At 74.4% G+C, this 24631-nt stretch carries 27 protein-coding genes; 21 read left to right on the top strand and 6 right to left on the bottom strand.

From position 1 onward, the window contains the following. Window positions 1–186: 186 nt before the first annotated feature. From PED38_RS05495 to ccsB, 5 genes are read left to right on the top strand one after another with little or no spacing between them, the layout of a single operon-like run. Window positions 187–831, top strand: a complete 645-nt coding sequence (locus tag PED38_RS05495) for a histidine phosphatase family protein (RefSeq protein ID WP_270980249.1) — start codon at window positions 187–189, stop codon at window positions 829–831. Next, on the top strand, window positions 831–1436 hold the full coding sequence (locus tag PED38_RS05490; protein ID WP_063072426.1) for a TlpA family protein disulfide reductase: 606 nt from the start codon (window positions 831–833) through the stop codon (window positions 1434–1436). Before PED38_RS05495 ends, PED38_RS05490 begins: the two co-directional genes overlap by 1 nt. Beyond that, window positions 1437–2177, top strand: coding sequence for a cytochrome c biogenesis CcdA family protein (locus PED38_RS05485; protein WP_270980246.1), 741 nt, complete (start codon window positions 1437–1439; stop codon window positions 2175–2177). Further along, entirely contained in the window at window positions 2161–3819 is a 1659-nt protein-coding gene (resB, locus tag PED38_RS05480; RefSeq protein WP_270980245.1) for a cytochrome c biogenesis protein ResB, read from the top strand. Before PED38_RS05485 ends, resB begins: the two co-directional genes overlap by 17 nt. Next, complete coding sequence (ccsB, locus tag PED38_RS05475; RefSeq protein ID WP_270980242.1) at window positions 3816–4844, top strand: c-type cytochrome biogenesis protein CcsB; 1029 nt, start codon at window positions 3816–3818, stop codon at window positions 4842–4844. Before resB ends, ccsB begins: the two co-directional genes overlap by 4 nt. Before the next feature lie 24 nt (window positions 4845–4868). Here ccsB and PED38_RS05470 read toward each other — a convergent pair whose 3' ends face one another. After that, window positions 4869–5855 (bottom strand): o-succinylbenzoate synthase, encoded by a 987-nt coding sequence (locus PED38_RS05470; protein ID WP_270980240.1) that lies wholly within the window; start codon window positions 5853–5855, stop codon window positions 4869–4871. Window positions 5856–5937: 82 nt separating this feature from the next. Here PED38_RS05470 and PED38_RS05465 point away from each other — a divergent pair, with 82 nt between their 5' ends. After that, the gene (locus PED38_RS05465; protein ID WP_063072422.1) at window positions 5938–6849 is read left to right on the top strand and encodes a 1,4-dihydroxy-2-naphthoyl-CoA synthase; all 912 of its coding nucleotides are present in this window, start codon (window positions 5938–5940) and stop codon (window positions 6847–6849) included. Window positions 6850–6868: 19 nt separating this feature from the next. Continuing rightward, window positions 6869–8056: an AMP-binding protein gene (locus tag PED38_RS05460; protein WP_270980238.1), complete on the top strand. Its 1188-nt coding sequence runs from the start codon at window positions 6869–6871 to the stop codon at window positions 8054–8056. 92 nt (window positions 8057–8148) lie between these two features. Here PED38_RS05460 and PED38_RS05455 read toward each other — a convergent pair whose 3' ends face one another. Beyond that, on the bottom strand, window positions 8149–8322 hold the full coding sequence (locus PED38_RS05455) for a CsbD family protein (RefSeq protein WP_015489305.1): 174 nt from the start codon (window positions 8320–8322) through the stop codon (window positions 8149–8151). Between the two features lie 166 nt (window positions 8323–8488). Here PED38_RS05455 and PED38_RS05450 point away from each other — a divergent pair, with 166 nt between their 5' ends. Next, the gene (locus PED38_RS05450) at window positions 8489–8824 is read left to right on the top strand and encodes a hypothetical protein (protein WP_063072421.1); all 336 of its coding nucleotides are present in this window, start codon (window positions 8489–8491) and stop codon (window positions 8822–8824) included. Here the strand turns inward: PED38_RS05450 and PED38_RS05445 are convergent. Genes PED38_RS05445 through PED38_RS05430 form a run of 4 tightly spaced genes read right to left on the bottom strand, consistent with a single transcriptional unit; the run spans window position 8814 to window position 11961 of the window. Beyond that, window positions 8814–9368 carry an NUDIX hydrolase gene (locus PED38_RS05445; protein ID WP_270980232.1) on the bottom strand — a complete coding sequence of 185 codons (555 nt, stop codon included), beginning with the start codon at window positions 9366–9368 and terminating at the stop codon, window positions 8814–8816. The two genes, PED38_RS05450 and PED38_RS05445, sit on opposite strands and share 11 nt — an antisense overlap. A 9-nt stretch (window positions 9369–9377) precedes the next feature. Beyond that, the gene (locus PED38_RS05440) at window positions 9378–9995 is read right to left on the bottom strand and encodes a GNAT family N-acetyltransferase (RefSeq protein WP_270980231.1); all 618 of its coding nucleotides are present in this window, start codon (window positions 9993–9995) and stop codon (window positions 9378–9380) included. Window positions 9996–10009: 14 nt separating this feature from the next. Beyond that, window positions 10010–10645, bottom strand: a complete 636-nt coding sequence (locus PED38_RS05435) for a GNAT family N-acetyltransferase (RefSeq protein ID WP_270980230.1) — start codon at window positions 10643–10645, stop codon at window positions 10010–10012. After that, window positions 10642–11961, bottom strand: coding sequence for a glutamyl-tRNA reductase (locus tag PED38_RS05430; RefSeq protein WP_270980228.1), 1320 nt, complete (start codon window positions 11959–11961; stop codon window positions 10642–10644). The genes PED38_RS05435 and PED38_RS05430 overlap by 4 nt, the downstream gene beginning before the upstream one ends. 146 nt (window positions 11962–12107) lie before the next feature. Between PED38_RS05430 and hemE the strand changes: the two genes are divergently transcribed. The 13 genes from hemE (at window position 12108) to hemL (ending at window position 24614) form a co-directional block, all read left to right on the top strand. After that, complete coding sequence (gene hemE / locus PED38_RS05425) at window positions 12108–13232, top strand: uroporphyrinogen decarboxylase (RefSeq protein ID WP_270980226.1); 1125 nt, start codon at window positions 12108–12110, stop codon at window positions 13230–13232. After that, entirely contained in the window at window positions 13225–14664 is a 1440-nt protein-coding gene (gene hemG, locus PED38_RS05420) for a protoporphyrinogen oxidase (protein ID WP_270980225.1), read from the top strand. Before hemE ends, hemG begins: the two co-directional genes overlap by 8 nt. Window positions 14665–14791: 127 nt before the next feature. After that, window positions 14792–15133 (top strand): hypothetical protein, encoded by a 342-nt coding sequence (locus tag PED38_RS05415; RefSeq protein WP_063072417.1) that lies wholly within the window; start codon window positions 14792–14794, stop codon window positions 15131–15133. Window positions 15134–15165: 32 nt separating this feature from the next. Next, window positions 15166–15582, top strand: a complete 417-nt coding sequence (locus PED38_RS05410; protein ID WP_063072416.1) for a phage holin family protein — start codon at window positions 15166–15168, stop codon at window positions 15580–15582. Further along, complete coding sequence (locus tag PED38_RS05405; protein WP_063072415.1) at window positions 15572–15847, top strand: DUF3618 domain-containing protein; 276 nt, start codon at window positions 15572–15574, stop codon at window positions 15845–15847. Before PED38_RS05410 ends, PED38_RS05405 begins: the two co-directional genes overlap by 11 nt. A 49-nt stretch (window positions 15848–15896) precedes the next feature. After that, window positions 15897–17519 carry a polyprenol phosphomannose-dependent alpha 1,6 mannosyltransferase MptB gene (gene mptB, locus PED38_RS05400; protein WP_270980222.1) on the top strand — a complete coding sequence of 541 codons (1623 nt, stop codon included), beginning with the start codon at window positions 15897–15899 and terminating at the stop codon, window positions 17517–17519. Window positions 17520–17666: 147 nt separating this feature from the next. Beyond that, window positions 17667–18230, top strand: a complete 564-nt coding sequence (locus tag PED38_RS05395; protein WP_063072414.1) for a TIGR03086 family metal-binding protein — start codon at window positions 17667–17669, stop codon at window positions 18228–18230. A gap of 148 nt (window positions 18231–18378) precedes the next feature. Next, window positions 18379–19119: a hydrogen peroxide-dependent heme synthase gene (hemQ, locus tag PED38_RS05390; protein WP_063072449.1), complete on the top strand. Its 741-nt coding sequence runs from the start codon at window positions 18379–18381 to the stop codon at window positions 19117–19119. Next, entirely contained in the window at window positions 19119–20369 is a 1251-nt protein-coding gene (locus PED38_RS05385; RefSeq protein WP_270980220.1) for a ferrochelatase, read from the top strand. The genes hemQ and PED38_RS05385 overlap by 1 nt, the downstream gene beginning before the upstream one ends. Further along, the gene (hemC, locus tag PED38_RS05380; RefSeq protein WP_063072412.1) at window positions 20366–21352 is read left to right on the top strand and encodes a hydroxymethylbilane synthase; all 987 of its coding nucleotides are present in this window, start codon (window positions 20366–20368) and stop codon (window positions 21350–21352) included. Before PED38_RS05385 ends, hemC begins: the two co-directional genes overlap by 4 nt. Beyond that, window positions 21349–22188 carry a uroporphyrinogen-III synthase gene (locus PED38_RS05375; RefSeq protein WP_063072411.1) on the top strand — a complete coding sequence of 280 codons (840 nt, stop codon included), beginning with the start codon at window positions 21349–21351 and terminating at the stop codon, window positions 22186–22188. The genes hemC and PED38_RS05375 overlap by 4 nt, the downstream gene beginning before the upstream one ends. Further along, window positions 22185–23165 (top strand): porphobilinogen synthase, encoded by a 981-nt coding sequence (gene hemB, locus PED38_RS05370; protein ID WP_270980218.1) that lies wholly within the window; start codon window positions 22185–22187, stop codon window positions 23163–23165. Before PED38_RS05375 ends, hemB begins: the two co-directional genes overlap by 4 nt. An 81-nt stretch (window positions 23166–23246) precedes the next feature. Then, window positions 23247–24614, top strand: a complete 1368-nt coding sequence (hemL, locus tag PED38_RS05365) for a glutamate-1-semialdehyde 2,1-aminomutase (RefSeq protein ID WP_270980215.1) — start codon at window positions 23247–23249, stop codon at window positions 24612–24614. The last annotated feature ends 17 nt before the right edge of the window (window positions 24615–24631 follow it).

Genomic DNA, 24631 nt, shown 5'->3' with positions numbered 1-24631 from the left:
CTAACTTAGCGTGCGATTCCTTTGGGGCCCAATCATTCGTATACGCATGTAAGAACCGGTCGGAGCCGGAGGCGAAGCACCGGCCCCCGCCGGTGCGCCCAATCGTATTGCGGACGAATGATTCGCGCATGGGGTTGCGCTCGCTGCTCGGCGGTTGTACATCCGCGCGACACCTACACTTGACGGGTGGTCGCCTCACGAATCCATCTCGTCCGTCACGGCGAGGTGCACAACCCCGACGGAGTGCTCTACGGACGCATCCCGGGATACGGCCTCTCCGACCTCGGCCACCGCATGGCCGACGCGGCCGCGCAGGCCCTGGAGGACGCCGGAGCACCCGTCAACCGCGTCATCGCCTCCCCGCTGCAGCGCGCGCAGGAGTCCGCCGCACCCTGGGGCGAGCGCTTCGCCCTGGAGGTCGCGACCGACGAGCGCGTCATCGAGCCCACCAACCGCTTCGAGGGATCGCGCTTCCCCTCGCCCGCCCGCATCGCGCGCTCCCCGCGCCTCTGGCCGCTCGTCGTCGACCCGGTGAAGCCGAGCTGGGGCGAGTCGTACCGCTCCATCGCCGCCCGCATGGCGGAGGCCGTCAAGGCCGCGCACCGCTCGGTGCCGGACGGCGACGTCGTCATCGTCAGCCACCAGCTGCCCATCTGGATGGTGCACCTCTCCCTCGCGGGCGAGCGCCTCTTCCACGACCCGCGCAAGCGCCGCTGCGCGCTGTCGAGCATCACCACGGTGGAGCGCGTGGGCGACCGGTTCGTCGAGACCGGCTACATCGACGCGGCGGCCGGCCTGTCCGACCTCGCGGTCGACGAGGGCGCGGTCTGATGCCCGTCCGCCGCCGCACCGTCCTCGCCGCCGTCGGGTCCGCCGCTCTCGCCGCGGTCGCGCTCACCGGCTGCACGCAGGATCCGCTCGCGGCCGAGTTCCGCGCGGGCGACAACAAGCGCTACATCGCGGGAGACGGCACGTTCACGGAGGTGCCGCTGTCCGACCGCGCCGCCCCGGTCGACTTCTCCGGCACCCTCGCCGACGGCACCGAGGTGTCGTCCGACGCGTACCGGGGATCCGTCACGGTGGTCAACTTCTGGTACGCCGAGTGCCCGCCCTGCCGCCTCGAGGCGAAGGACCTGCAGGCCGCGAGCGTGGAGCACGCGCCCGACGGCGTGAAGTTCCTCGGGGTGAACACGCGCGACCGGGCACCGAACGTCGAGTCGTTCGACTCCACCTACGGCATCACCTACCCGTCCGTCCTCGACGTCGAGGACACGAGCATGCAGCTCGCGTTCGCCGGCACCATCGCGCCGAACGCCGTGCCCGCCACCATCGTGCTCGACCGCCAGGGTCGCGTCGCCTCGCGGGTGCTCGGGAAGATCGACCCCGGGGTGCTCCGCACGCTCGTCTCCGACACGGTCGCGGAGCCGGCGGGCTAGGTGGATCAGATCCAGAGCGCCCTCTCGGGCCAGCTCCTCGTCGCGGTGCCGCTGGCGCTGCTCGCGGGCCTGGTCTCGTTCGCCTCCCCCTGCGTGCTGCCGCTGGTGCCCGGCTACCTCGGCTACATCGGCGGCATGGCCGAGGCCAAGGGCGGATCCGCGACGCGTCGCCGCCTGCTCCTCGGCACGGCGCTGTTCGTGCTCGGCTTCTCCGCCGTCTTCATCGTCACCACGCTCGTCTCGGCCACCGCCGGCTTCTGGCTGATGCGCTGGCAGGACCTCATCACGCGGATCCTCGGCGTCGTCCTCATCGTCATGGGGCTCGTCTTCACCGGGCGGCTCGGCTTCCTCCAGCGGCAGGTGAAGAGCTCGTGGCGGCCGGCCACCGGGCTCGCGGGCGCACCGCTGCTCGGCGTCGTGTTCGGCATCGGCTGGGCGCCCTGCATCGGCCCGACCCTCGCCGTCGTCATCTCGATGAGCCTCACGTCCGCCGATGCGGGCCGCGGCGTGCTGCTCGGCGTCGCCTACTGCATCGGGCTCGGCGTGCCATTCCTCCTCGTGGCCCTCGGCCTCGGCTGGATGACGCGCACCGTCGGGTTCCTCCGCCGCCACATCCGCACCGTGAACCTCGTCGGGGGAGCGCTGCTCGTCCTCATCGGCGTGCTCATGGTCTCCGGCCTCTGGTCGGCGTGGATGCTCCGCCTCCAGGGGGTGATCGCCACGTATGTCCCGGCCATCTGACCACGTCGACTCTCCGCAGCGGGCCCCGCGCCCATCCTCCGCCGCTGGCGCGGCCATCGAGCAGCCGAAGCTCGGCTTCCTCGGCACGCTCCGCTGGGCCTGGCGGCAGCTCACGAGCATGCGCACGGCGCTGTTCCTGCTGCTCATGCTCGCGTTCGCGGCCATCCCCGGATCCCTGGTGCCGCAGCGCAGCTCCGACCCCAACGGCGTCACGCAGTTCCGCTTGGACAACCCGGACCTCTACCCGGTCCTCGACTGGTTGCAGGTGTTCGACACCTACAGCTCGGTCTGGTTCTCCTCCATCTACCTGCTGCTGTTCATCAGCCTCATCGGCTGCGTCGTGCCGCGGGCCAAGCACCACTTCGACGCGCTCCGCCAAGCGCCCCCGAAGACGCCGGCGCGCCTGTCCCGCCTGGCCGGCTACACGACGCGGACGACCACGGGGGATCCGGTCGAGGCGATCCGCCAGGCCCGCGCGCTCCTCACGAAGCAGCGCTACCGCACCCTGCTCGTCGACGACGCGTCGGCCTCCGGCGGCGTGCTCTCCGTCTCGGCCGAGCGCGGGTACCTGCGCGAGACCGGCAACCTCGTGTTCCACTCGGCGCTCGTGGGGATCCTCATCACGGTCGGCGTCGGCGGCGGCTTCGGGTACTCCGGGCAGAAGGTGCTCGTCGAGGGCCAGTCGTTCGTGAACACGCTCTCGACCTTCGACTCGTTCAACCCCGGCCGGTTCTTCGACGACTCCGCGCTCACGCCGTACCGCGTGAAGCTGAACGCGCTGCACGTGCAGTACGAGCAGGAGAACCCGAACGCCATCGGCCAGCCGCTCGACTTCACGGCCGACGTCACCGCCGACGTGCCCGGAGGCCAGCCGCAGGACCGCGAGGTCAAGGTGAACGACCCGCTCGCCATCGGCGGCACCGACATGTACCTGCTCGGCAACGGGTACGCGCCGCACGTCACGGTGCGGGATCCGGAGGGCAAGAGCGTCTACAGCGCCGACGTGCCGTTCCTCCCGCAGGACGCGAAGCTCATGTCCCAGGGCGTCGTCAAGGTGCCGGACGGGCTGCGCGAGCAGGTCGGCATGATCGGGTTCTTCTACCCGACGCTCGACGACTCGAAGACGCCCTTCAGGTCCTCCTACCCGGATCTCGACAATCCCGTGCTGACGCTGAACGTCTACACGGGCGACCTCGGGATCAACGCGGGAGTGCCCACCTCCGTCTACAACCTCCAGGTCAACGAGCTGACCCAGCTCACGGGCGGGCGGACGGGCGTGCAGGCGCTGCGGATGTCGCCCGGGCAGACCGTCGACCTGCCCGACGGGCTCGGCACCGTCACCCTCGACGCCGTGCCGCGCTTCGTCTCGTTCGACGTGCACCACGACCCGACCCAGGGCTGGGTGCTGCTGTTCGCGATCCTGATCCTCGGCGGCCTGCTCACGTCCCTGTTCGTGCCGCGTCGGCGCGTCTGGGTCAAGGCGGTGCCGCAGGCGGACGGATCCACCACCCTCGAGTACGCCGGGCTCGCCCGCGGCGAGGACCCCACGCTGGAGGCCGCGGTCGCGGCGCTGGCGGACAAGCACGTGGCCGGCCTCGCGCCGGGCACGGTGTCAGATGCAGAAGTTAGGCTCCCCTCGTGAACACGGCCATGCTCGACGACGTCTCCCTCATCGCGCTCCTCGTCGCGATGGGCCTCTACGCGGCCGCGTTCATCGCGTTCGCCCTCGACCTCGCGCGCCGCTCCGCGCTCGTCGCCGACGCCGCCACGGCGCGGCAGCCCTCCGCCGTCGGCGCCACGGCGCGGCAGCCCTCCGCCGTCGGCGCCACCGCGGCCCGTCGCGGCGGCACCGCCACCCTCGAGCGCGAGCCCGCCTCCTCCGGGCCGGACGCGCCCGTGGCCGCCGGCAGGTCCCTCAGCCTCAACGTCGCCATGGTGCTGCTCGTCGTCGGCTTCGTGGCGCATGCCGTCGCGACCGTGCTCCGCGGGCTCGCGGCCTCGCGGGTCCCGTGGGCGAACATGTACGAGTTCGCCATGACGGGCACGCTGCTCATCCTCAGCGTCTACCTCATCGTGCTCACGCGCCGCGACCTGCGGTTCCTCGGCACGTTCGTCACGGGGCTCATCCTCATCCTCCTGGGCGTCGCCGTCGTGCAGTACCGCGTCGAGGTGTCGCCGCTGCCGCCGTCGCTGCAGTCGTACTGGCTCGTGATCCACGTCTTCGTCGCCGCCCTCGGCACCGGGTTCTTCGCGCTCGCCTTCGCGCTCTCCGGCGTGCAGCTGCTGCAGTTCCGGCGCGAGTCGCTCGCCGCCGATGCGAAGGCGGCGAAGATGCGCTTCCTCGCGACCCTGCCCGACTCCGTCACGCTCGAGTCGATGGCGTACCGCCTCAACATCGTGGGCTTCATCTTCTGGACCTTCACGCTCATGGCCGGCGCCATCTGGGCCGAGCGCGCGTGGGGTCGCTACTGGGGCTGGGACACCAAGGAGGTCTGGACCTTCATCATCTGGGTGCTCTACGCCGGCTACATCCACGCGCGGGCCACCCGCGGCTGGCGCGGATCGCGGTCGGCATGGCTGGCGGTCATCGGGTTCTCCGCCGTCATGTTCAACTTCGGCGTCGTCAACGTCTTCTTCAAGGGCCTGCACACCTACAGCGGCCTGTAGGCGGCGCCGGGCCGCTCAGCCGGCTCAGGCGCGCGTCGCGAGCACGGCGTGCGTGCGGCGGATCCGGTCGAGCCACCACTGCCGGCGGTCCGCGTCCGCGGCGTGGGCGTCGAGGAGCCGTGCGTCCGGCGTCACGCGGCGCACCAGGATCCGGCCGTCGACCGGCACGAGCGGCTCCGCCACCACGTCCTCGACGAAGAGCGATACCGTGCCGAGGCCGCAGTCGTGGGGCAGCTCGGGGATCGCGGCCGCGAGGTGCGCGGCCATCGAGATGCCGATGCTCGTGTCCAACGCGCTGGACACCACGACCGGCAGGCCCGCGTCCTGCGTGATGCGGAGCGCCCGGTGGATCCCGCCGAGCGGCTGCGCCTTGATCACGAGCAGGTCGGCGGCGCCGGCGCGCGCCACCCGCAGCGGGTCGTCGGCCTTGCGCACGCTCTCGTCGGCGGCCACGGGCACACCGAGGTGACGGATCCGCTCGCGCAGCTCGGCCAGCTCCTCGACCGTCGCGCACGGCTGCTCCACGTACTCGAGGTCGTGCTCGGCGAGGGCGTGCACCGCGTGCTCGGCTTCGTCCACGTTCCAGGCCGCGTTCGCGTCGATGCGCACGCGGCCCTCCGGCCCCAGCAGGCGGCGCACCTCGGTGACCCGCGCCACGTCGTCCGCCAGCGTCGTGCCGCGTTCGGCGACCTTGACCTTGGCGGTGCGGCAGCCGGGGAACCGCGCGAGCACCCCGGCCACGCCCTCGGCCGGGATCGCCGGGATCGTCGCGTTCACGAGCACGTGGTCGCGGAGCGCCGCGGGCGGCTCGGTCCAGCCGAAGTCGATCGCGGCCTCCAGCCAGGCGGCGGCCTCGGCGTCGTCGTACTCGACGAACGGCGAGAACTCGGTCCAGCCGTGCGGGCCCTCGATCAGGACGGCCTCGCGGACGTCGAGGCCGCGGAAGCGCGTGCGGAGGGGGAGGGCGACGACGCGGGCGGTGGCGAGGAGATCGTCCAGGGCGGGGAGCATGGGTCCAGCCTCGCACCCGCGGCGCCCGGCGACCGGTGCCCGGCCGCGGACGGCCGGGCACCCGGCGCCTAGGCTGGGCGTCATGGTGAAGCAGGTCTCCGACATCCTCGATCCCACCCGCTGGCGCGACGTGCCCCTCGCGGAGGGCTTCACCGACATCACGTACCACCACGACCTCACCGGGCGGATCGCGCGCATCGCGTTCGACCGGCCGGAGGTGCGGAACGCCTTCCGCCCGCGGACCGTCGACGAGCTGTACCAGGCGCTCGACGACGCCCGTCAGGATCCGCGCATCGGCGTCGTGCTCCTCACCGGCAACGGCCCGAGCCCGAAGGACGGCGGCTGGGCGTTCTGCAGCGGCGGTGACCAGCGGATCCGCGGGCGCGACGGCTACAAGTACGGCGAGGGCGAGACCGCGGAGGGCGTGGATCCCGCCCGCGCCGGACGCCTGCACATCCTCGAGGTGCAGCGGCTCATCCGCTTCATGCCCAAGGTCGTCATCGCGGTCGTGCCCGGCTGGGCGGCCGGCGGCGGGCACTCGCTGCACGTCGTGTGCGACCTCACCATCGCGTCGGCCGAGCACGGCCGCTTCAAGCAGACCGATGCCGACGTCGGCTCGTTCGACGGCGGGTACGGATCCGCGTACTTCGCCCGCCAGGTGGGCCAGAAGGCCGCGCGCGAGGTGTTCTTCCTCGCCGAGGAGCACAGCGCCCAGCGCATGTACGAGATGGGCGCCGTGAACCGCGTCGTGCCGCACGCCGAGCTCGAGACGACGGCGCTCGACTGGGCCGAGACCATCCTCGGCAAGTCGCCCACCGCGATCCGCATGCTCAAGTTCGCCTTCAACGCGGTCGACGACGGCATGGTCGGGCAGCAGGTCTTCGCGGGCGAAGCCACGCGCCTCGCCTACGGCACGGACGAGGCCGTCGAGGGCCGCGACTCCTTCCTCGAGAAGCGCGCGCCCGACTGGTCGCCGTTCCCGTGGCAGTTCTGATCCGCGCGGGCCTGGTGCCGTGAGGCGGCTGGAGCGGCTGACGGCATCCGGCGCGGACGTGGTGCCGCTCCTCCGGGCGGCCCTCGCGGGCGACGGGCCGGCGCTGCTCGCGCGGCCGGTCGACGCGGCCGCGGCCGCCGGGGATCCGCCGCCGCCCGTCGAGGTGGAGCGCCGCGTCGCGCTCGTGGTCGAGACGTCCGGCACGACCTCGCGTCCCAAGCGCGTGGCGCTCTCCGCGGACGCGCTGCTGGCGAGCGCCGCCGCGTCGCAGACCGCGCTCGGGGCGCCGGGGCGGTGGATCCTCGCGCTGCCCACCCACTACATCGCCGGCCTCCAGGTGCTCGTGCGGTCCATCGCCGCGGGGACGGCGCCGGTCGTCCTGCCGCCCGGGCGGTTCGACCCGCACGCGTTCGCGGACGCCGCCGCGGGTCTCGACGCGCGCGTCGCCCGCTTCACGTCGCTCGTGCCCACGCAGCTGCACCGGCTGGTGGACGCCGCGGAGGCCGCGCCCGCGGGGGACGACGCGCGCCGGATCCGCGACGGCGTCGGCCGCCTCGACGCGATCCTCGTGGGCGGCCAGGCCACGCCGGCGCAGCTCGTCGACCGTGCCGCTGCGCTCGGCTGGCGCGTGGTCCGCACCTACGGGTCGAGCGAGACCGCGGGCGGCTGCGTCTACGACGGCGTGCCCGTCGCGACGGCCGAGGTCGCCGTGGTCGACGGGCAGGTGGAGCTCGCGGGCCCGATGCTCGCGGAGGGCTACCTCGGCGACCCGGCCGCGACGGATGCGGCGTTCGGGGAGCACGACGGCCGCCGCTGGTACCGCACGGGCGACGGCGGCGAGCTCGTCGACGGCGTGCTGCGCATCAGCGGCAGACTCGACGACGTCGTGATCTCCGGCGGCGAGAAGCTCCGGCTCGCCGCGGTGGAGGAGGCGGTGCGGTCGCTCGCCGGATGGGACGCGCGCCTCGGCGAGGCCGTCGCGGTGCCCGGCGAGCACGCGGGGTGGGGCCAGCGTCCCGTGGTGTTCGTGCCCGGCGGGGTGGATCCCGGGCTCGCCGATCGCGTGCGCCGCGAGCTGGCCGCGCGCCTCGGCCGCGTCGCCGGGTCGTCGTCCGTCCGCGGCGTCGAGGAGCTGCCGACGCTCCCGTCCGGGAAGCCGGACCGCCGCGCGCTCCGGACGCTGGCCGACACCGATCCGGGCACCTGATCCGCGGCGCCTCCCGCGCCCGGACATGACGAGGGGCCGGATGCTCGGCATCCGGCCCCTCGCCTCTCAGGAGGGACGTCCCTCCGAAGGTCCTACTTCTTGAAGACGTCCTTCACGTTCTCGCCGGCCTGCTTGGCGCTTGCCCCGGCCTGCTTCGCTTCGCCTTCGGCGACCTTGCTGTCGTCGCCGGTCAGCTTCCCGAAGGCCTCCTCGGCCTTCCCCGCGAGCTTCTCGCCGGTGTTCTGGGCCTTGTCGTCCGCACTCATGGGCGCTCCTTCGTTCGGTGGATGTGACGTCTCCGACGCTACGCCGGTCGGGCGCGGGCGTCACCCGGCTCACACCGGACGCTCGGGCCGGAGGGCCGCCCTCGCCCGGGCGTGCCCGCGACCTGCGCTCCCGGACGGCCCGGCACCCGCGTGGGAGGATGGGCGCATGGCCACCCGCACCCCCGACGCGCGCGCGAAGGGCCTCCTCTCCTGGCTGATCCTCGCGGTCGGCGTCGTCATCGCCGGCTTCACGGTCGCGATCCTCGTGGCCGCCATGAAGGTGGACGGGGTCGGCGAGGTCACCGGCACGCTCGTCGCGGGCGGCATCGCCACGGTCGCGGCCGTGCTCGCGTTCGTGGACCAGCGGCGGAAGGTGCGCGCCACGCGCGCGGCCGAGCTGGCGGCGCCGTCCGCGGGGGAGGACCCGGTGGCGCCCGGCTCCGCGGACGCCGCGGACGCGGGCGGCCCCTCCGCCGACGGGGACGCGCCGCTCAGTCGATGAGCCGGAGCGCCACCAGGCGCTCCAGGGCCTCCTGTCCGGCGGGCGGGCAGCGGTCGGCGTCGGCGGATCCGACGAGCTCGACCTCGGCGATCTCGCCGGAGGCGACGGGCTGCTGCGACCGGTCCCGCGGCTCGGCCCGGTAGACGGTCATGCTCACGAGCCGTCCGGCGTGCACGCCGTGGGCGTCGGCGAGGACGGTGAAGAGGTCCTCGACGGTCGCCGGGTCGATGTCGAGCCCGACCTCCTCGGCGGCCTCGCGCATCAGCGCCTGCCGTGCGCCCTCGCCCGGCTCGATCTTGCCGCCGGGCAGGTAGAGCACGTCCTGGCCCGTGACGCGCACCATGAGCACCCGCCGGTCGCGGATGAGGGCCAGCGCGGCCACCCGCAGCGGCCGTTCCCGCGGCGCGCCGAGCGGCCCGTCGGATCCGCGGGCGCCGGAGCCGTCCGTCCGGTCGAGGTCGTCGAGCTCGTCGAGGTCGTCATCGTCGTCGTCGTCCAGGACGGGGATGACGGGCCCGCGGGCCGGGTCGGGGGTCGAGGTCACGCGGTCCTCCTACAGTCCGTCGAGGCTCGTGCGAGCCGCCCACTCGACGTCGAGCAGGGCGACGACCACGGTATCGGCCCACGCGCCCTCGGCCCATCGGTCGTGCACGAGCAGGGCCTCCCGGCGCATGCCGAGGCGCGTGGCCAGCGCGAGGGCGGCCGCGTCCCGCGCGTCCACCCGGGCGGTGACGCGGTGCACGCCCACCTCCTCGAACAGGAGCTCGAGGACCCGGTCGGCCGCCTCTCCCGCGATGCCGGCGCCGCGCACGTCCTCGTGCAGGACGACGCCCAGCTCGGCCTGGCGGGCGGCGGGCTCGCGCAGCCGCACGTGCGCCTCGCCGACCACATGCGCGGGCCGCGGGCCCTGGGCCGGCAGCTCGACGGCCAGGGCCAACCGGTCGCCGACCGCGGCCAGCCGCGTCCACGCCAGGCGATCGGCGAGCAGGCGCGCCGCGTCGGGTCGCGCGCCCGCCGGGGGACCGGCGAGGTGCGCCCGTGCCCCCGGGGCGGTCGCGTACCCGTCGACGGCCACGAGGTCGTCGGGCGCGAACGGGCGGAGGACGAGGCGGGACGTGCGGATCGGGCCGCGCACGTCGACGGGGTCGATCGCGGGCAGGTCTCCGTGCACGGTGCGGCTCCGGGTCAGGGTGCCGGCGGCATGGCCGCCCACTCGTCGGCCAGCACGGCGTAGTAGAGGCTGTCGACCCACTCGCCCTTGACGAGGTGCTCCTCGCGGAAGCGCCCCTCGAGGCGCATGCCGAGGCGCTCGGCCATACGCGCGGAGGACGAGTTGCGGGAGTCGAGCTGCGCCACGACACGGTGGGCGCCGGCGCGCCGGAAGGCGATGTCGATGAGGGCGCGGCTGGCCTCCGTGGCGTAGCCGTGGCCGGCGAAGTCCGGGTTCATCACCCAGCCCACCTCGAACTGCCGCGACGGGACGTTGCGGAGGAGGAGGGACACGTCGCCGATGACGCGGCCGGTGCCCGCCCGCGGGGCGAGGCTCGGCTCGTCGGGCAGCTCCACGGCGAGACCGAGGAAGTCGTGGCCCTGCTCGAGCCGGGTCTTGCGGCGGCGGTCGGCGAGGTGCCGCTTCGAGGCGGCGCGGTCGCGGAGCGGCCAGAACATGTACTCGACCACCTCGGGGCGGCGCTGGATGTCGGCGAAGTCGTCGAGGTCGTCGGCCGTGTAGGGCCGGAGCACGAGGCGCTCGGTGCGCACGGGATCCGTCATCCGGAGCGGCGCGTCGAGGCGCGGGCCGCGGAGGACGCGGGGCCTCACGACGCCGAGCCCGCCTCACCGGTGCGGGGCAGCGCGACGGCGACGGGGGAGGACACCGCGGCGGGCATCTCCACGTCGAGACCGAAGAGCGCCTGCACGGCGTCGACCACGCGGGCCCCCTCGCCCTGCCGCGCGAGCTCGCGGGCCCGGACGGACGGCTGGTGCACGAGGACGCTCACGAGGTGGCGGAGCGCCTTCTCGGTGGCCTCGGACGAGTCGCCGCGCTTGCGGACGCGCTCCAGCTCGCCCTCGAGGACGTCGAAGATGTGGGTGCGGAGCGCGACGACCGCGGGGGCCACCTCGTCCTCGGCGCTCGCGGCGCGGAACTCGGCGGCGGCCGTGCTCACGATCTCGCGCGCGTCGTCCGTGGCGGTGAGGTCGCGGAGCGGGGCGTGGAGGCTGATGGTCTCGAGGTCGAGCAGCTCGACGCCGTCGACCGTGACGACGTCCGGATCCACGTTGCGCGGCAGCCCGAGGTCGATGACGAGGCGACGGCGTCCGTCGCCGGACACGGCGGCCGCGGCCTGCAGGTGGTGCGCGGCGAGCACGGACTTGGGCGCCGTGCTGCAGGTGACGACGATGTCGGAGGCGGCGAGCACGCGGAGCAGGTCGCGCCCCTCGACCGCGGGGATGCCGTGGGGGCCGGCGAACTTCTGCGCGCGGCCCGAGGGGGAGTAGACGTGCACGTCGACGACGCCGCGGTCGCGGAGCGCCGCGAGGCTCGCGCCCGCGTAGGCGCCCGTTCCGACGAGGAGGACGCGCGTGGCCGACCAGTCGGCGATGCGGCTCTCGGCGAGGTCGAGCGCGAGGCGGACCATGGAGCGCCCGGCGCTCTGCAGGCCCGTGCGGGTCTTGACGCCGCGCGACGTGTTGGACGCGGTCTGGAAGAGCCGCTCGAGGCCGGTGCTCGTGGTGCCGCCCGTGCGCGCGCCCTCGAGCGCGCGGCGCACCTGGCCGGCGATCTCGCCCTCGCCGACGACGACGGACTCGAGCCCGGAGGACACGGCGAACAGATGCTCGGCCACCGCGTCCCCGCACTTCACGTCGACGCTGCCGCGGACGTCGTCGCGGTCGATGCCGCTGGCGCCGCTGACCACGTCGACCGTGGCCTCGACGGCCAGCGCGCGGGCGGCGGTGAGGGGCTCCTCCACGTCGAGGTAGGCCTCGAAGCGGTTGCAGGTGGCGAGGACCACGGCCCCCGCGATGAAGTCGTTCTGCTCCATGAGCGTGCCGGCGACGGAGGGTGCGGCCACGGACAGCTTCTCGAGGACCTCGAAGCTGGCGTTGTGATGACTCGCCGTCAGACATATGAGCACAGTCCATGGTAAACCTCCCGGCCGTGTGGTCGGGGCCGGTGAGGGTGCCCTGCCTCGCCGCCGCCGGACCCGGCCGTCGGCCGCCCGCAGCCGTCCCGTCCTCCTGCCGCGTCCCCAGTCGAGCGGGCGCGCAGGCGGGGGATGCGATGATCTCCTCCGTGATCACGCCCGCATCCTCCGCCCCCGCGCCCGCATCCGCCGCCCTCCCGCTCCCCGCGGAGCACCCGCTCAACACCCGCACCGCGTCGTCGCTGCTCGTGGAGGCGTACCGCGGCCGTCGCGGGGACCGCGCACCCGTGTGGTTCATGCGCCAGGCCGGCCGCTCGCTGCCCGAGTACCGGGAGCTGCGCGTCGGCACCCGCATGCTCGACGCGTGCCTCGACCCGGAGATGGCGAGCGAGATCACGCTGCAGCCCGTCCGCCGACACCACGTGGACGCGGGCATCTTCTTCAGCGACATCGTCATCCCCCTCAAGCTCGCGGGCGTCGGCGTCGACATCGTCGCGGGCCGCGGCCCGGTGCTCGAGAAGCCCGTCCGCACCGCCGCCGACGTGGCCGCGCTGCCGGCGCTCGACCCGGCGGCGCTCGAGCCCATCCGCCAGGCCGTCGCGCGGACGGTCGCGGAGCTCGGCGACACCCCGCTCATCGGCTTCGCGGGCGCGCCCTTCACCCTCGCCGCCTACCTGGTGGAGGGCGGGCCGAGCAAGGACCACATCGCGGCGCGCGGCCTCATGCACGCGGATCCCGACGCCTGGGACGCGCTCATGCGCTGGTGCGCCGAGATCACGGGCGTCTTCCTGCGCGCGCAGGTCATGGCGGGGGCCTCCGCCGCGCAGCTCTTCGACTCCTGGGCCGGCGGCCTCTCGCTAGCCGACTACACGCAGCGCGTCGCCCCGGCGTCCGCGCTCGCGCTCGACCACGTGCGCACCATCACGGCGGCCGACGGGCGCACCGTCCCGCTCGTCCACTTCGGCGTCGGCACGGGCGAGCTCCTCGGCGCGATGCGCGACGTGGGCGTCGACGCGGTGGGCGTCGACTGGCGCATCCCGCTCGACGAGGCGTCGCGCCGCCTGGGCGGATCCGTCCCCGTGCAGGGCAACGTCGACCCGGCGCTGCTGGCCGCGCCCTGGCCCGTCCTCGAGGCGCACGTCCGCGACGTGCTCGAGCGCGGGAAGGCGGCGCCCGCGCACATCCTCAACCTCGGGCACGGCGTGCCGCCCGAGACCGACCCGACCGTGCTCACGCGCATCGTGGACCTGGTCCGTGGCTAGCGACCCGCGGCAGGCGGCCGGCGAGGTCGACCCGACCGACGTCGTCGTGGTCGGCGGCGGGGTGGGTGGCCTCATCGCGGCCCGCGCCTGCGCCCTGGCCGGGAAGCGCGTGATCCTCGTGGAGGCGTCGCCCGCGCTCGGCGGCACCGTCGGATCCCACGTGGTCGACGGCCTCCGCCTCGACAGCGGCGCGGAGAGCTTCGCCACCCGCCGCGGCACGGTCGCCGCGTACCTCGGCGAGCTGGGCCTCGCCGACCGCATCGTGCAGCCGAACCCGGACGGCGCGTGGGTGCAGCTCGCCGAGCGCGCCATCCAGCTCCCGCGGACGGGCCTGCTCGGGATCCCCGCGCATCCGTTCGACAGCACCATCGCCACCGCCATCGGACGCCTCGGCGTCGCCCGCGCCAAGGCCGACCTCGTGCTCCCGGCCTCCGTCGGCGCGAAGGAGCGCACGCTCGGCGGCCTCGTGCGCGCCCGCATGGGCGACCGCGTCGTCGACCGGCTCGTCGCCCCCATCGTCTCCGGCGTGCACAGCGCCCACCCCGACGAGGTCGACGCCGACTCCGTGGCCCCGGGCCTGCGCGCCGGCCTGGCCGAGCACGGGTCGCTCGGGCGCGCGGTCGCGTCCATGCGCGCCGCCTCGCCCGCGGGATCCGCCGTGAGCGGCATCGTGGGCGGCGTCCACCTCCTGGTCGACGCGCTCGTCGCCGACCTCGAGCGCCTCGGCGTCGACGTGCGCACCTCCCTCGCCGCGGGGTCGGTGCACCGGCACCGGTCGCACGAGGGCGCCGCCGCGTACGACGACTGGCACGTCGAGCTCGCGGACGGCCGCGGCATCGACGCGGCCGCGGTGGTCCTCGCGATCCCGGCGGCCGGCCTCATCCGCCTCTTCTCCGGCCTCGCGCCGCGCGCCGTCACCGAGGGCTGGCCCGAGCCGTCCTCCGTCGAGCTCGTCACGCTCGTCGTCCGCGCGCCGGAGCTCGACGCCGCCCCGCGCGGCACGGGCGTGCTGGTCTCCGCCGACGTGCCCGACGTCCGCGCGAAGGCCCTCACGCACGCGACCGCCAAGTGGCCGTGGCTGAAGGAGCTGGCGGGCGACCGCCATGTGCTCCGCCTCTCCTACGGGCGCGCGGGCGGCCAGGACGACACCGCGGGCGTCCCGGACGACGAGCTCACGGCGATCGCGGTGCGCGACGCGTCGGCCCTGCTCGGGACGGATCTCGCGGGCCGGGCCACCGGATCCGCCCGCGTGCGCTGGACCAACGCCCTCCCGTTCGCCGCCTCCGGGCACCGCGAGCGCGTGCAGGCGGTGCGCGACGAGGCGGCCGAGCACCCGGGCCTCGAGATCACCGGATCCGCCGTCGCGGGCACGGGCCTCGCCTCCGTCGTCGCCGACGCGTCGGCCGCCGCCGACCGCGTCCTCGGCCGCTGATGCGATCCGCGCCGGCCCCCTGGCCGGGCAGCGCCCGCCCGGCCGCCCCCGACCACGCGGGTGCGCCGGAGGGATACGCTGAACGGACGTGCGCCCCACGTGCCCCCTCAACGATCGGAGATCTCCCATGAAAGGCAAGCTTCTCTTCGTCGCCGGAGCCGGTGTCGGCTACGTCCTCGGTGCCCGCGCCGGACGCAAGCGCTACGAGCAGATCCGCACGAACGCCAAGAAGGTCTGGGACGACCCGAAGGTCCAGCGCCAGGTCGACAACGCGGCCGGCTTCGTGAAGGACCACACCCCCGACGTCGCGCACGCGGTCGTCGGCGGCGCCAAGAAGGTCGTCGGCACCGTCACGGGCGGCAAGAAGGACTCCTCGACCGGATCCACGCCGTCCAGCGCCTCCACCACGACGTACCCGACCATGGACCCCGCCTCGCCCGAGCCGAACGGCTCCGGCACCTCCCGCTGACCCGCCCGCCCATCCCCAGGAGGGAACCCCGCATGACGGATCAGGATCTCAATCCGAAGAGCAAGCGCTCGCTCGTCCGGCTCGTCGCCGACCTGCCGACCCTCATCGTCCAGCTGGTCAAGGACGAGATCGAGTCGTTCAAGAACGAGCTCGTCTCCAAGCTCAAGCACGCGGGGATCGGCGCCGGCTTCCTCGTCGTGGCGCTCTTCTTCGCGTTCATCGCGTTCCTGGTGCTCGTCGCCGCCGCGATCCTCGGCCTGTCCGAGGCCTTCTCGCCGTGGCTCTCCGCGCTCATCGTCGCGGGCGTCTTCCTCCTGATCACGGTGGTGCTCGCGCTGCTCGGCATCCGGTGGCTCAAGAAGGGCGTCCCGCCGACGCCCGAGGAGACCGTGGACAGCCTCAAGGAGGACGTCGACGCGGTGAAGGGGACCGGCAAGTATGAGCACTGATCGCCCCCGCCCCGTCGGCCCGCGCTCGCGCGCGGAGCTGAAGCTCGACATCCAGCACACCCGCGAGGAGATCGCCGCCACGCTCGACGCGCTGGAGTCGAAGCTGAACGTGCGGCGCCGCGCGAAGGACGGCATCGCCGACCTGCGTCGCCGGATCCGCCGCACGGCGGACGAGGACCCGCTGCTGCTCGTGGCCGTCGGCGTGGGCGCGGTCGTGGTGATCGGCGGCGTGGTCTGGGCCGTGTCGCGCGCCGCGCGCCGCTGACCCGGACCGGACGGGACCCCTCGTCGTGCCCGCGCACTCCCGCGCCGCCGTGGACCGACCCGCATCGCGGACCCCGCGTGATCCCGACGCCCTCGGGCGGCACCCGCTGGTGCTGCCCGGGCTCGTCGGCTTCGGCGGCGCCCTCACGCTCGCGGTGTCGTCCTTCATCGTCGGCCACGCGCCCACGGAGTCCCGCCTCTCGCACCTGGCCGTGCTCGGCAGCCTGCGGGTGTCGCCGACGGCGACCGGGATAGCGTCGGTCGCGGTGGTCGTCGGGGGCATCCTCACGATCGCCGCATGGCTCCTCCTCGGAGCGCTCCTCCCGCGACTGGGCAACCGGGCGATCCGCGCGATCATCGGCCTCTCCGCCCTCTGGACGGCGCCCCTGCTCCTCAGCCTCCCGCTGTTCAGCCGCGACGTGTACTCCTACATCGCGCAGGGCCGGGTGCTCGGGGCCGGGCTCTCGCCCTACGAGCACGGTCCCGCGGTGCTCGCCGACTGGCGCTCGACGGGCGTCGACCCGCTCTGGGCGCACAACCCGGCGCCGTACGGGCCGCTGTACCTCGTCGTGGAGCGGGCGCTCGGCGCGATCGACACGGCCATCGGCATCGAGTGGGCCGTGGTGGCCGCGCGTCTCGTGTCGGTCGCGGGCGTCGTGCTGATGGTGTGGTGCGGCTACCGGATCGCCCGCCGGCGCCGCATCGACCCCGTGCGGGCGCTCTGGTTCCTCGCGGCGAGCCCGCTCGTGAGCTTCAACTTCGTGATCGCCGCGCACAACGACGCGCTCATGATGGGCCTCCTCGTCGCCGGCCTCCTGGCGGCCATCGACTCGCGGCCCGTGCTGGCGGTGCTGCTGGTGACCGCGGCCGTGGCCGTGAAGCCCATCGCCCTCGTCGCGCTGCCCGTCGTCGCGATCGTGCACGCGGAGATGCGGGCGCGCCGCGTCGACGACCGCGCGCCCGCCGGCGTCGCCGTGGACGGATCCGCGGGCGCCGTCGTCGGCCTCCGCGCGCCCACGCGCGACCCGCGCGTCTGGGCCGCCTGGACCGCGTCGGGCATCGTCGCGATGGGGCTCCTCGCCCTCGGCGGGGAGCTGCTCGGTGTCGGCCTCGGCTGGATCTCGGCCCTCTCGAGCCCCGTGTCGGTCGTGTCCTGGTTCATGCCGTTCGGCCTCGCGGCGGGCGCGATCGGTCCGCTCGTGGACGTGCTCGGCGGCCCCGGCGAAGCGGTGGAGGGCGGGATCAAGACCGCGGGCATCCTCATCGGCTTCGCCGGCGCGGCGTGGTGCATCCTCACCACCCGGACGCTCTCCGGCGAGGCCCGGCTGGCGCTCGCGTTCGCGTGCATCGTCGCGATGTCGCCCGTCGTCTACCCCTGGTACGGCCTGTGGGTGCTCGTCGTGCTGGCGGTCGTCGGCATCGCGGACGGCGCGGCCATGTCGCTCGCGGTCTCGGCGACGGTCTTCCTCGTGGGCGTGAACCTGCTCGAGCCCATGGCGGTCACGCACACGGTCGCCTCCGGGTGGCCGCGGCTGGTCGTCGTGCTGGTCGCTGTGGTCGGCGTCCTCGGGGTCCTCGCGCCGGGGCTGCAGGGGCTCGCGGGGACGGATCCCTTCCGCGCGCTGCGGGCGCCCCGCCACCAGTTCTCCGCCGCGCGGGTGCCGCCAGCCTGATCCGCGCCGGCCTGATCCGTGCCGGGCTGATCCGTGCCGGCGCGACCGCGCCGTGCGGCGGCACCGCCCCGCTCCCCGGACCGGCTCCGGGAATGCGCGCGACCGCCCCGGACGTTCCCCCGGGACACCACCGACGGGAGCGCGACCATGGACACCGAGCACGACTGGACCGACCTCATCCGCCGCGCGCACGACGGCTTCGGCGACCGCCTCCGCGCCGTCACCGACTGGTCGGCGCCCACCCCCGACGTCGAGTGGGACGTCCGCGAGCTCGTCGCCCACGTGATCGAGGAGCAGCAGTGGGTGCCGCTCCTCCTCGCCGGTCACACGGCCGAGACCGGGCAGGCGCTGATCCGCCGGCTCGACGACGACCTCGTCGCCGAGTGGGGCCGCTACTCCCGCGAGGCGCTCGCCGCCTGGCGCGACGCCGATCCCGAGCGCCCGGTCGCGCTGTCGACCGACCGCGTCCCCACGCGCGAGTACCTGCGCGAGCAGCTGTCCGACGTCGTGATCCACGGTTGGGACCTCGCGCGCGCCATCGGCGCCGACGAGCGCATCGACGACGACCTGGTCCGCGCGACCTGGACCGTCTTCGAGCCGCAGCGCGACACCCTCGAGGCGAGCGGCCTGTTCGCCTCGCCCGTGCCCGTCGGTGAGGACGCGCCGCTGCAGGTCCGCCTCCTCGCGCTGACCGGCCGCGACGCGCGCTGACCGGCCGCGACGCGCGCTGACCGGCCGCGACGCGCGCTGACCGGCCGCGACGCGCGCTGACGGGCCGGCAGGGCGCCGACCTGCGGATGATCTGACGGCCGCCCGCCCGATGCGGGACGGGGTGCCCGGGCGACGTACCATGGAGACCATGAGCATCCCGGCTGCCGAGTCGGCGGCATCTCAGGTCCCCCCGATCGAGCCCCCCGCGGAAGCGTCCCCCAGCGGCTACGCCCTGTGGGCCGTCCTCCGTCGCGATCCCCAGCGCCCCGACGACCTCGACGGCCGCGAGGTCCCGGGCGCCGTCGACGAGCTCGACGGCATCGTGAACATCGTCGAGGCGGAGGGCGTCACCGTCCGCGGCTTCTACGACGTCTCCGGCATGCGCGCGGACGCCGACCTCATGGTCTGGATCCACGGCCCGCAGATGGAGACGCTCCAGTGGGCGTTCCGCGAGATCCGCCGCGCGCGCCTCATCCGCGCGCTCATCCCGTCGTGGAGCGCCGCGGGCGTCCACCGCGACGCCGAGTTCAACCGCAGCCACGTGCCCGGCTTCCTCCGGGGCGAGGAGCCGCGCGACTGGCTCTGCGTCTACCCCTTCGTCCGGTCCTACGAGTGGTACCTGCTGCCGCCCGAGGAGCGCGGGCGCATGCTCGCCCAGCACGGCCGCCAGGGCGCGGCCTTCCGCAGCGTCGTCGCCAACACGGTCTCGTCGTTCGGCCTCGGCGACTACGAGTGGATCCTCCCGCTCGAGTCGAACGAGCTCGTCGACCTGGTCGACATGATGCGCGACCTGCGCAACACGGACGCGCGCCGTCACGTGCGCGAGGAGGTCCCGTTCTACACGGGCCGCCGCATCACCACCGCCGAGCTCGTGGAGGTCCTCCAGTAATGGCCGCAGTGAACCTGGGTCGCAAGCCCGCCCCCGCCACCGACGCCCCGCGGGCGCCGGGCGCGCTCGTCTCCGCCGCGAGCGAGGCCGCGAAGATGGGTCCGCCTCACGTCGAGGAGCCCGTCGCGTACGACGCGATCCTGCTCGCTTCCTTCGGCGGTCCCGAGGGCCAGGACGACGTGATCCCGTTCCTCCGCAACGTCACGAGCGGCCGCGGGATCCCGGAGGAGCGCCTCGAGGAGGTCGCCCACCACTACCGGGCCTTCGGCGGCATCAGCCCCATCAACGAGCAGAACCGCGAGCTGAAGGCCGCCCTCGAGGCGCGCCTCGCCGAGCGCGGCATCGACCTGCCCGTCCTGTGGGGCAACCGCAACTGGGGCCCCTACCTCAACGACGCGCTCCGCGAGGCCGAGGAGAAGGGCTACCGCCAGCTCATCGCCGTCGCCACGAGCGCCTACAGCTCGTACTCCTCCTGCCGCCAGTACCGCGAGGACTTCGCGGACGCGCTCGAGGACACGAGCCTGCAGGGCGTCGTCCGCATCGACAAGGTGCGCCAGTTCTTCGACCACCCCGGCTTCGTCACGCCGTTCATCGAGGGCACGCGCGACGGGATCCGCGACGTCATCGCGCACTTCGAGGCGGAGGGCGCGCCCGTCGACCTGTCGACCGATGTCGAGATCCTCTTCTCCACGCACTCCATCCCGTCGTCGGACGCCTCGAAGTCCGGCCCCGCCGAGCGCGGCTTCGACCAGGACGGCGCCTACGCGGCGCAGCACCTGGCCGTCGCCGAGGTCGTGATGCACGAGGTCCGGAAGGAGCTCGGCATCGACCAGGACGTGCCCTGGCAGCTCGTCTACCAGTCGCGCTCCGGCCCGCCCTCCATGCCGTGGCTCGAGCCCGACGTGAACGACGCCATCGGCGAGCTGCCCGCGCAGGGCCGCCGCGCCGTCGTGATCGTGCCGCTCGGCTTCGTGAGCGACCACATGGAGGTCAAGTGGGACCTCGACAACGAGGCCACCGAGTCCGCCCAGGAGAACGGCCTGTACTCGGTGCGCGTGCCCACGCCGGGCGTGCACGCCGCGTACGTCGACGGCCTCATCGACCTCGTGCTCGAGCGCCGCGACGGCGTGAAGGCGGAGGACCGCCCGCACATGACCGACCTCGGCCCCTGGTACGACGTCTGCCGTCCCGGCTGCTGCGAGAACGTCCGGCTGGGCTTCAAGCCGGCGGTCTCCGGGCTGGCACCGTGACGGACGGTCCCCTCACGTCGGAGGATCGCGGCACGCTGCGCATCGGGACCCGGGGGAGCGCGCTCGCCCTGGCTCAGACGCGCGCGATCGCCGCGGAGATCACCGACGCGTCGGGACTCGAGGTCGAGCTCGTGCCGGTGACCACCCACGGCGACACGTCGCGCGAGTCGCTCGCGAGCCTCGGCGGCACCGGCGTGTTCGCGAGCGCGCTGCGGGAGTCGCTGCTGCGCGGCGAGTGCGACCTCGTGGTCCACTCGCTGAAGGACCTGCCGACCGCGCCCTACGACGGGCTCACGGTCGCGTCGGTGCCCGTGCGGGCGGATCCCCGCGACGTGCTCTGCGCGCGCGACGGGCTCACGCTCGCGACCCTGCCGCGCGGCGCCCGCGTCGGCACGGGATCGCCGCGGCGTCGCGCGCAGGTGCTGGCCGAGCGGTCGGACCTCGACGTGGTCGACATCCGCGGCAACATCGACACGCGGCTCTCCCGCGTCACCGCGGGCGACCTCGACGCCGTGGTCCTCGCGGCCGCCGGGCTCCAGCGCATCGGCCGGCTCGACGCCGTCACCGAGCACCTCGAGCTCGACCGCTGGCCCACCGCCCCGGGTCAGGGGGCGCTCGCGCTCGAGATCCGCACGGAGGACGCCGAGACGCACTCCGTCGTCGGCCGCGCGGTCGAGGCCGTCGACGACCCCTTCACGCACGCGGCCGTGCTCGCGGAGCGCGGCGTGCTCGCCGCCCTCGAGGCCGGCTGCGCGGCGCCCATCGGCGCGCGGGCCACCGTCACGAGCGCGCGCCTCGAGCTCACCGCGGTCGTGTACCGGCCCGACGGGTCGCAGCGCATGACCGCGAGCCACGAGCTCGACACCGCTGGCATGGGCATCGATCAGCTGACCGCGTACGCCTCGACGCTCTCGGGACCCGTGTCCCGCGAGCTGCTCGACGCCGGAGCGGCCGGACTCGCGCCGCTGGGAGGGACCCGATGACCTCGACGGACCAGAAGCCCCTGAAGGGCTGGCGCGTGCTCGTGCCCCGCGGCGGGCCGTGGGGCGACGGCGTCGCGTACGACCTGCGCGCGCAGGGGGCGACCCCGGTGGTCGCGCCCATGATCAACTTCGCCGCCACGCAGGACGCACAGGGGCTCGAGCGCGCCCTCGCCGACCTCGCGGCCGGCTCCTTCGACTGGCTCACCGTCACGAGCGCCACCACGGTCGACGTGCTGGCCTCGCACCGCGCCGTCGTGCCCGCGGGCACGCGCATCGCGGCGGTCGGCGAGACCACGGCGGCGGCCCTCGTCGCGGCGGGCTACACGGTCGACTTCGTGCCGTCCATCGAGTCCTCCGCCACCGCGCTCCTCGAGGAGTGGACGGAGATGGCGGCCGGGTCCCCGCGCCGCCGCGTGCTCACGCTCCGCTCCGAGATCGCCAAGCCCACGCTCACCGACGGGCTCATCGCGCGCGGCCACGACGTGCGCTCGGTCGTCGCGTACCGCACCGTCGGCGTGCCGGTGAGCGACCGGATCCGCGAGGACGTGTCGTCGGGCCGCGTCCGGGCCATCCTCGTCACGTCGGGCAGCGTCGCGGAGCAGGTGCACGAGCAGCTCGGCGACGTGCCGGACGGCGTGGTCATCGCGTGCATCGGCCCGCGCACGGCGAAGGACGCCCGCCGCTCGGGCGTCCGCGTCGACGTGGTCGCTCCGGAGCGCTCGGCCGCGTCCCTCATCCAGTCCCTCGTCGACCTCGCCCGCCATCAGGAGCCGCGCACCGACACCGCGGGGCTCAGCGGCCTCGCCGACCTCCTCGATCGGAACACCACGGAATGACCTCCCCCTACTACCGCCCGCGCCGCCTCCGCACCTCGCCGGCCATGCGCCGGCTCACGGCGGAGACGCGCCTGCACGCGGCCGACCTCGTGCTGCCGATGTTCGTGCGCGAGGGCCTGACGGAGGCCTCGCCCATCACGTCGATGCCCGGCGTCTCCCAGCACTCCCTCGACAGCCTGCGGCGCGCGCTCGTCGAGGCGGCCGAGGCGGGCATCGGCGGTGTCATGCTGTTCGGCATCCCGGCCGTGCGCGACGCCGAGGGCTCCGGCGCGAGCGACCCCGAGGGCATCCTCAACGTCGCCACGCGAGTGGCCGTCGAGGAGGTCGGCGCCGCCCTCGTCGTGCAGACCGACCTGTGCCTCGACGAGTTCACCGACCACGGCCACTGCGGCGTCCTCGACGCCCACGGCGTGGTCGACAACGACCGCACCCTCGACCGCTACCGCGCGATGGGCCTCGCCCAGGCGGAGGCGGGATCGCACCTCCTCGGCCTCAGCGGCATGATGGACGGCCAGGTCGGCGCCGTCCGCGAGGCCCTCGACGACGCCGGGCACCACGACGTCGCGATCCTCGCCTACGCCGCCAAGTACGCGAGCGCCTTCTACGGCCCGTTCCGCGAGGCCGTGGACTCCCAGCTCGTGGGCGACCGCCGCACGTACCAGATGGACAACGGCAACCGGCGCGAGGCCCTCCGCGAGGTGGAGCTCGACATCGAGGAGGGCGCCGACGTCGTCATGGTGAAGCCCGCCATGAGCTACCTCGACATCCTCGCCGACGTCGCCGCCACGAGCAGCGTGCCGGTCTGGGCGTACCAGATCTCGGGCGAGTACGCGATGATCGAGGCCGCCGCGCAGAACGGCTGGATCGACCGCGAGCGCGCCATCGACGAGAGCGTCCTCGGCATCAAGCGCGCCGGCGCCGACGCGATCCTCACCTACTGGGCCGTCGAGCTCGCCGAGCGCCTCGCCCGGCGCTGAGCCGTCCCACCCTCCTCCTCGCCGGACGCGAATCCGGCCCCGACCCGAGCGGATCCGCGCCCGGCACCGAAGGACTTCACCGTGACCCACTCCCAGGACCTCTTCGACCGCGCACGCGACGTCATCCCCGGCGGCGTGAACTCGCCCGTCCGGGCCTTCGGCTCCGTCGGCGGCACCCCCCGCATGATGGTGAAGGCCGCCGGCCCCTACGTGACCGACGCGGACGGCGTGGAGTACGTCGACCTCGTCAACTCGTGGGGCCCCGCGATCCTCGGCCACGCCCGGCCCGAGGTCGTGGAGGCCGTGCAGGACGCGGCCGCGCTCGGCCTCGGCTTCGGCGCCACCACGCCCGCGGAGACGGAGCTCGCGGAGCTCGTCACCGAGCGCGTGCGCGTCGCGGGCGTCGACGGTTCCGCCGACCGCCGCCCGATCGAGAAGCTCCGCCTCGTGTCCACGGGCACCGAGGCCACCATGACCGCGATCCGCCTCGCCCGCGGGTTCACCGGCCGCGACCTGCTCGTGAAGTTCGCCGGCCACTACCACGGCCACTCCGACAGCCTCCTCGCCGAGGCGGGCTCCGGCGTCGCGACGCTCGCGCTGCCCGGCTCGGCGGGCATCCCCGAGGCGATCGCCGCGCAGACCGTCGTCGTGCCGTACAACGACCTCGACGCCGTGCGCGCCGTGTTCGCCGAGCACGGCCCGCGCATCGCCGCCGTCATCACGGAGGCCGCCGCCGCCAACATGGGCGTCGTCCCGCCGCTGCCCGGCTTCACCGCCGAGCTCGCGCGCATCGCCCACGACAACGGATCCCTGCTCATCTCCGACGAGGTGCTCACGGGCTTCCGGGTGCACCCCGCCGGCTACTGGGGCCTCGACAACTCCGGCCTCGCAGCCGACCACCCGGACGCCTGGACCCCCGACCTCGTCACGTACGGCAAGGTCATCGGCGGCGGCCTCCCCGTCGCCGCGCTCGGCGGCCGGGCCGACGTGATGGACCACCTCGCGCCCCTCGGCCCCGTGTACCAGGCGGGCACCCTCTCCGGGAACCCGGTCGCCGTCGCCGCGGGCCTCACGACGCTGCGCCTCGCGGACGCCGACGTGTACCGCGCGCTCGACATCGCGGCGGACATCCTCATCTACGCGGTCGAGCTCGCCTTCGACCGCGCCGGCCTCGCGTACTCGGTGCAGCGCGCGGGCAGCCTCTTCAGCTTCACCTTCGGCACGCCGCCCGAGCGCGGGATCGTCGACTACGCCACCGTGCAGGCGCAGGAGACCTGGCGCTACCCGGCCTTCTTCCACGCGATGCTCGACCAGGGCGTGAGCCTGCCGCCGTCGGTGTTCGAGGCGTGGTTCGTCTCGGCCGCCATGGACGAGGCCTCGCTCGACCGCGTGATCCGGGCGCTCCCCGCCGCCGCCCGCGCGGCCGCGGACGCCCGCCCGCCAGCCTGATCCGTCGTGCGCGAGGC

The sequence above is a fragment of the Clavibacter sp. CT19 genome, from assembly GCF_027858075.1.
GTDB classification, from domain to species: Bacteria; Actinomycetota; Actinomycetes; order Actinomycetales; family Microbacteriaceae; genus Clavibacter; species Clavibacter tessellarius_A.
Note: the sequence above shows the minus strand (reverse complement) of the source record. Positions and strands in the feature narration are given on the sequence as shown.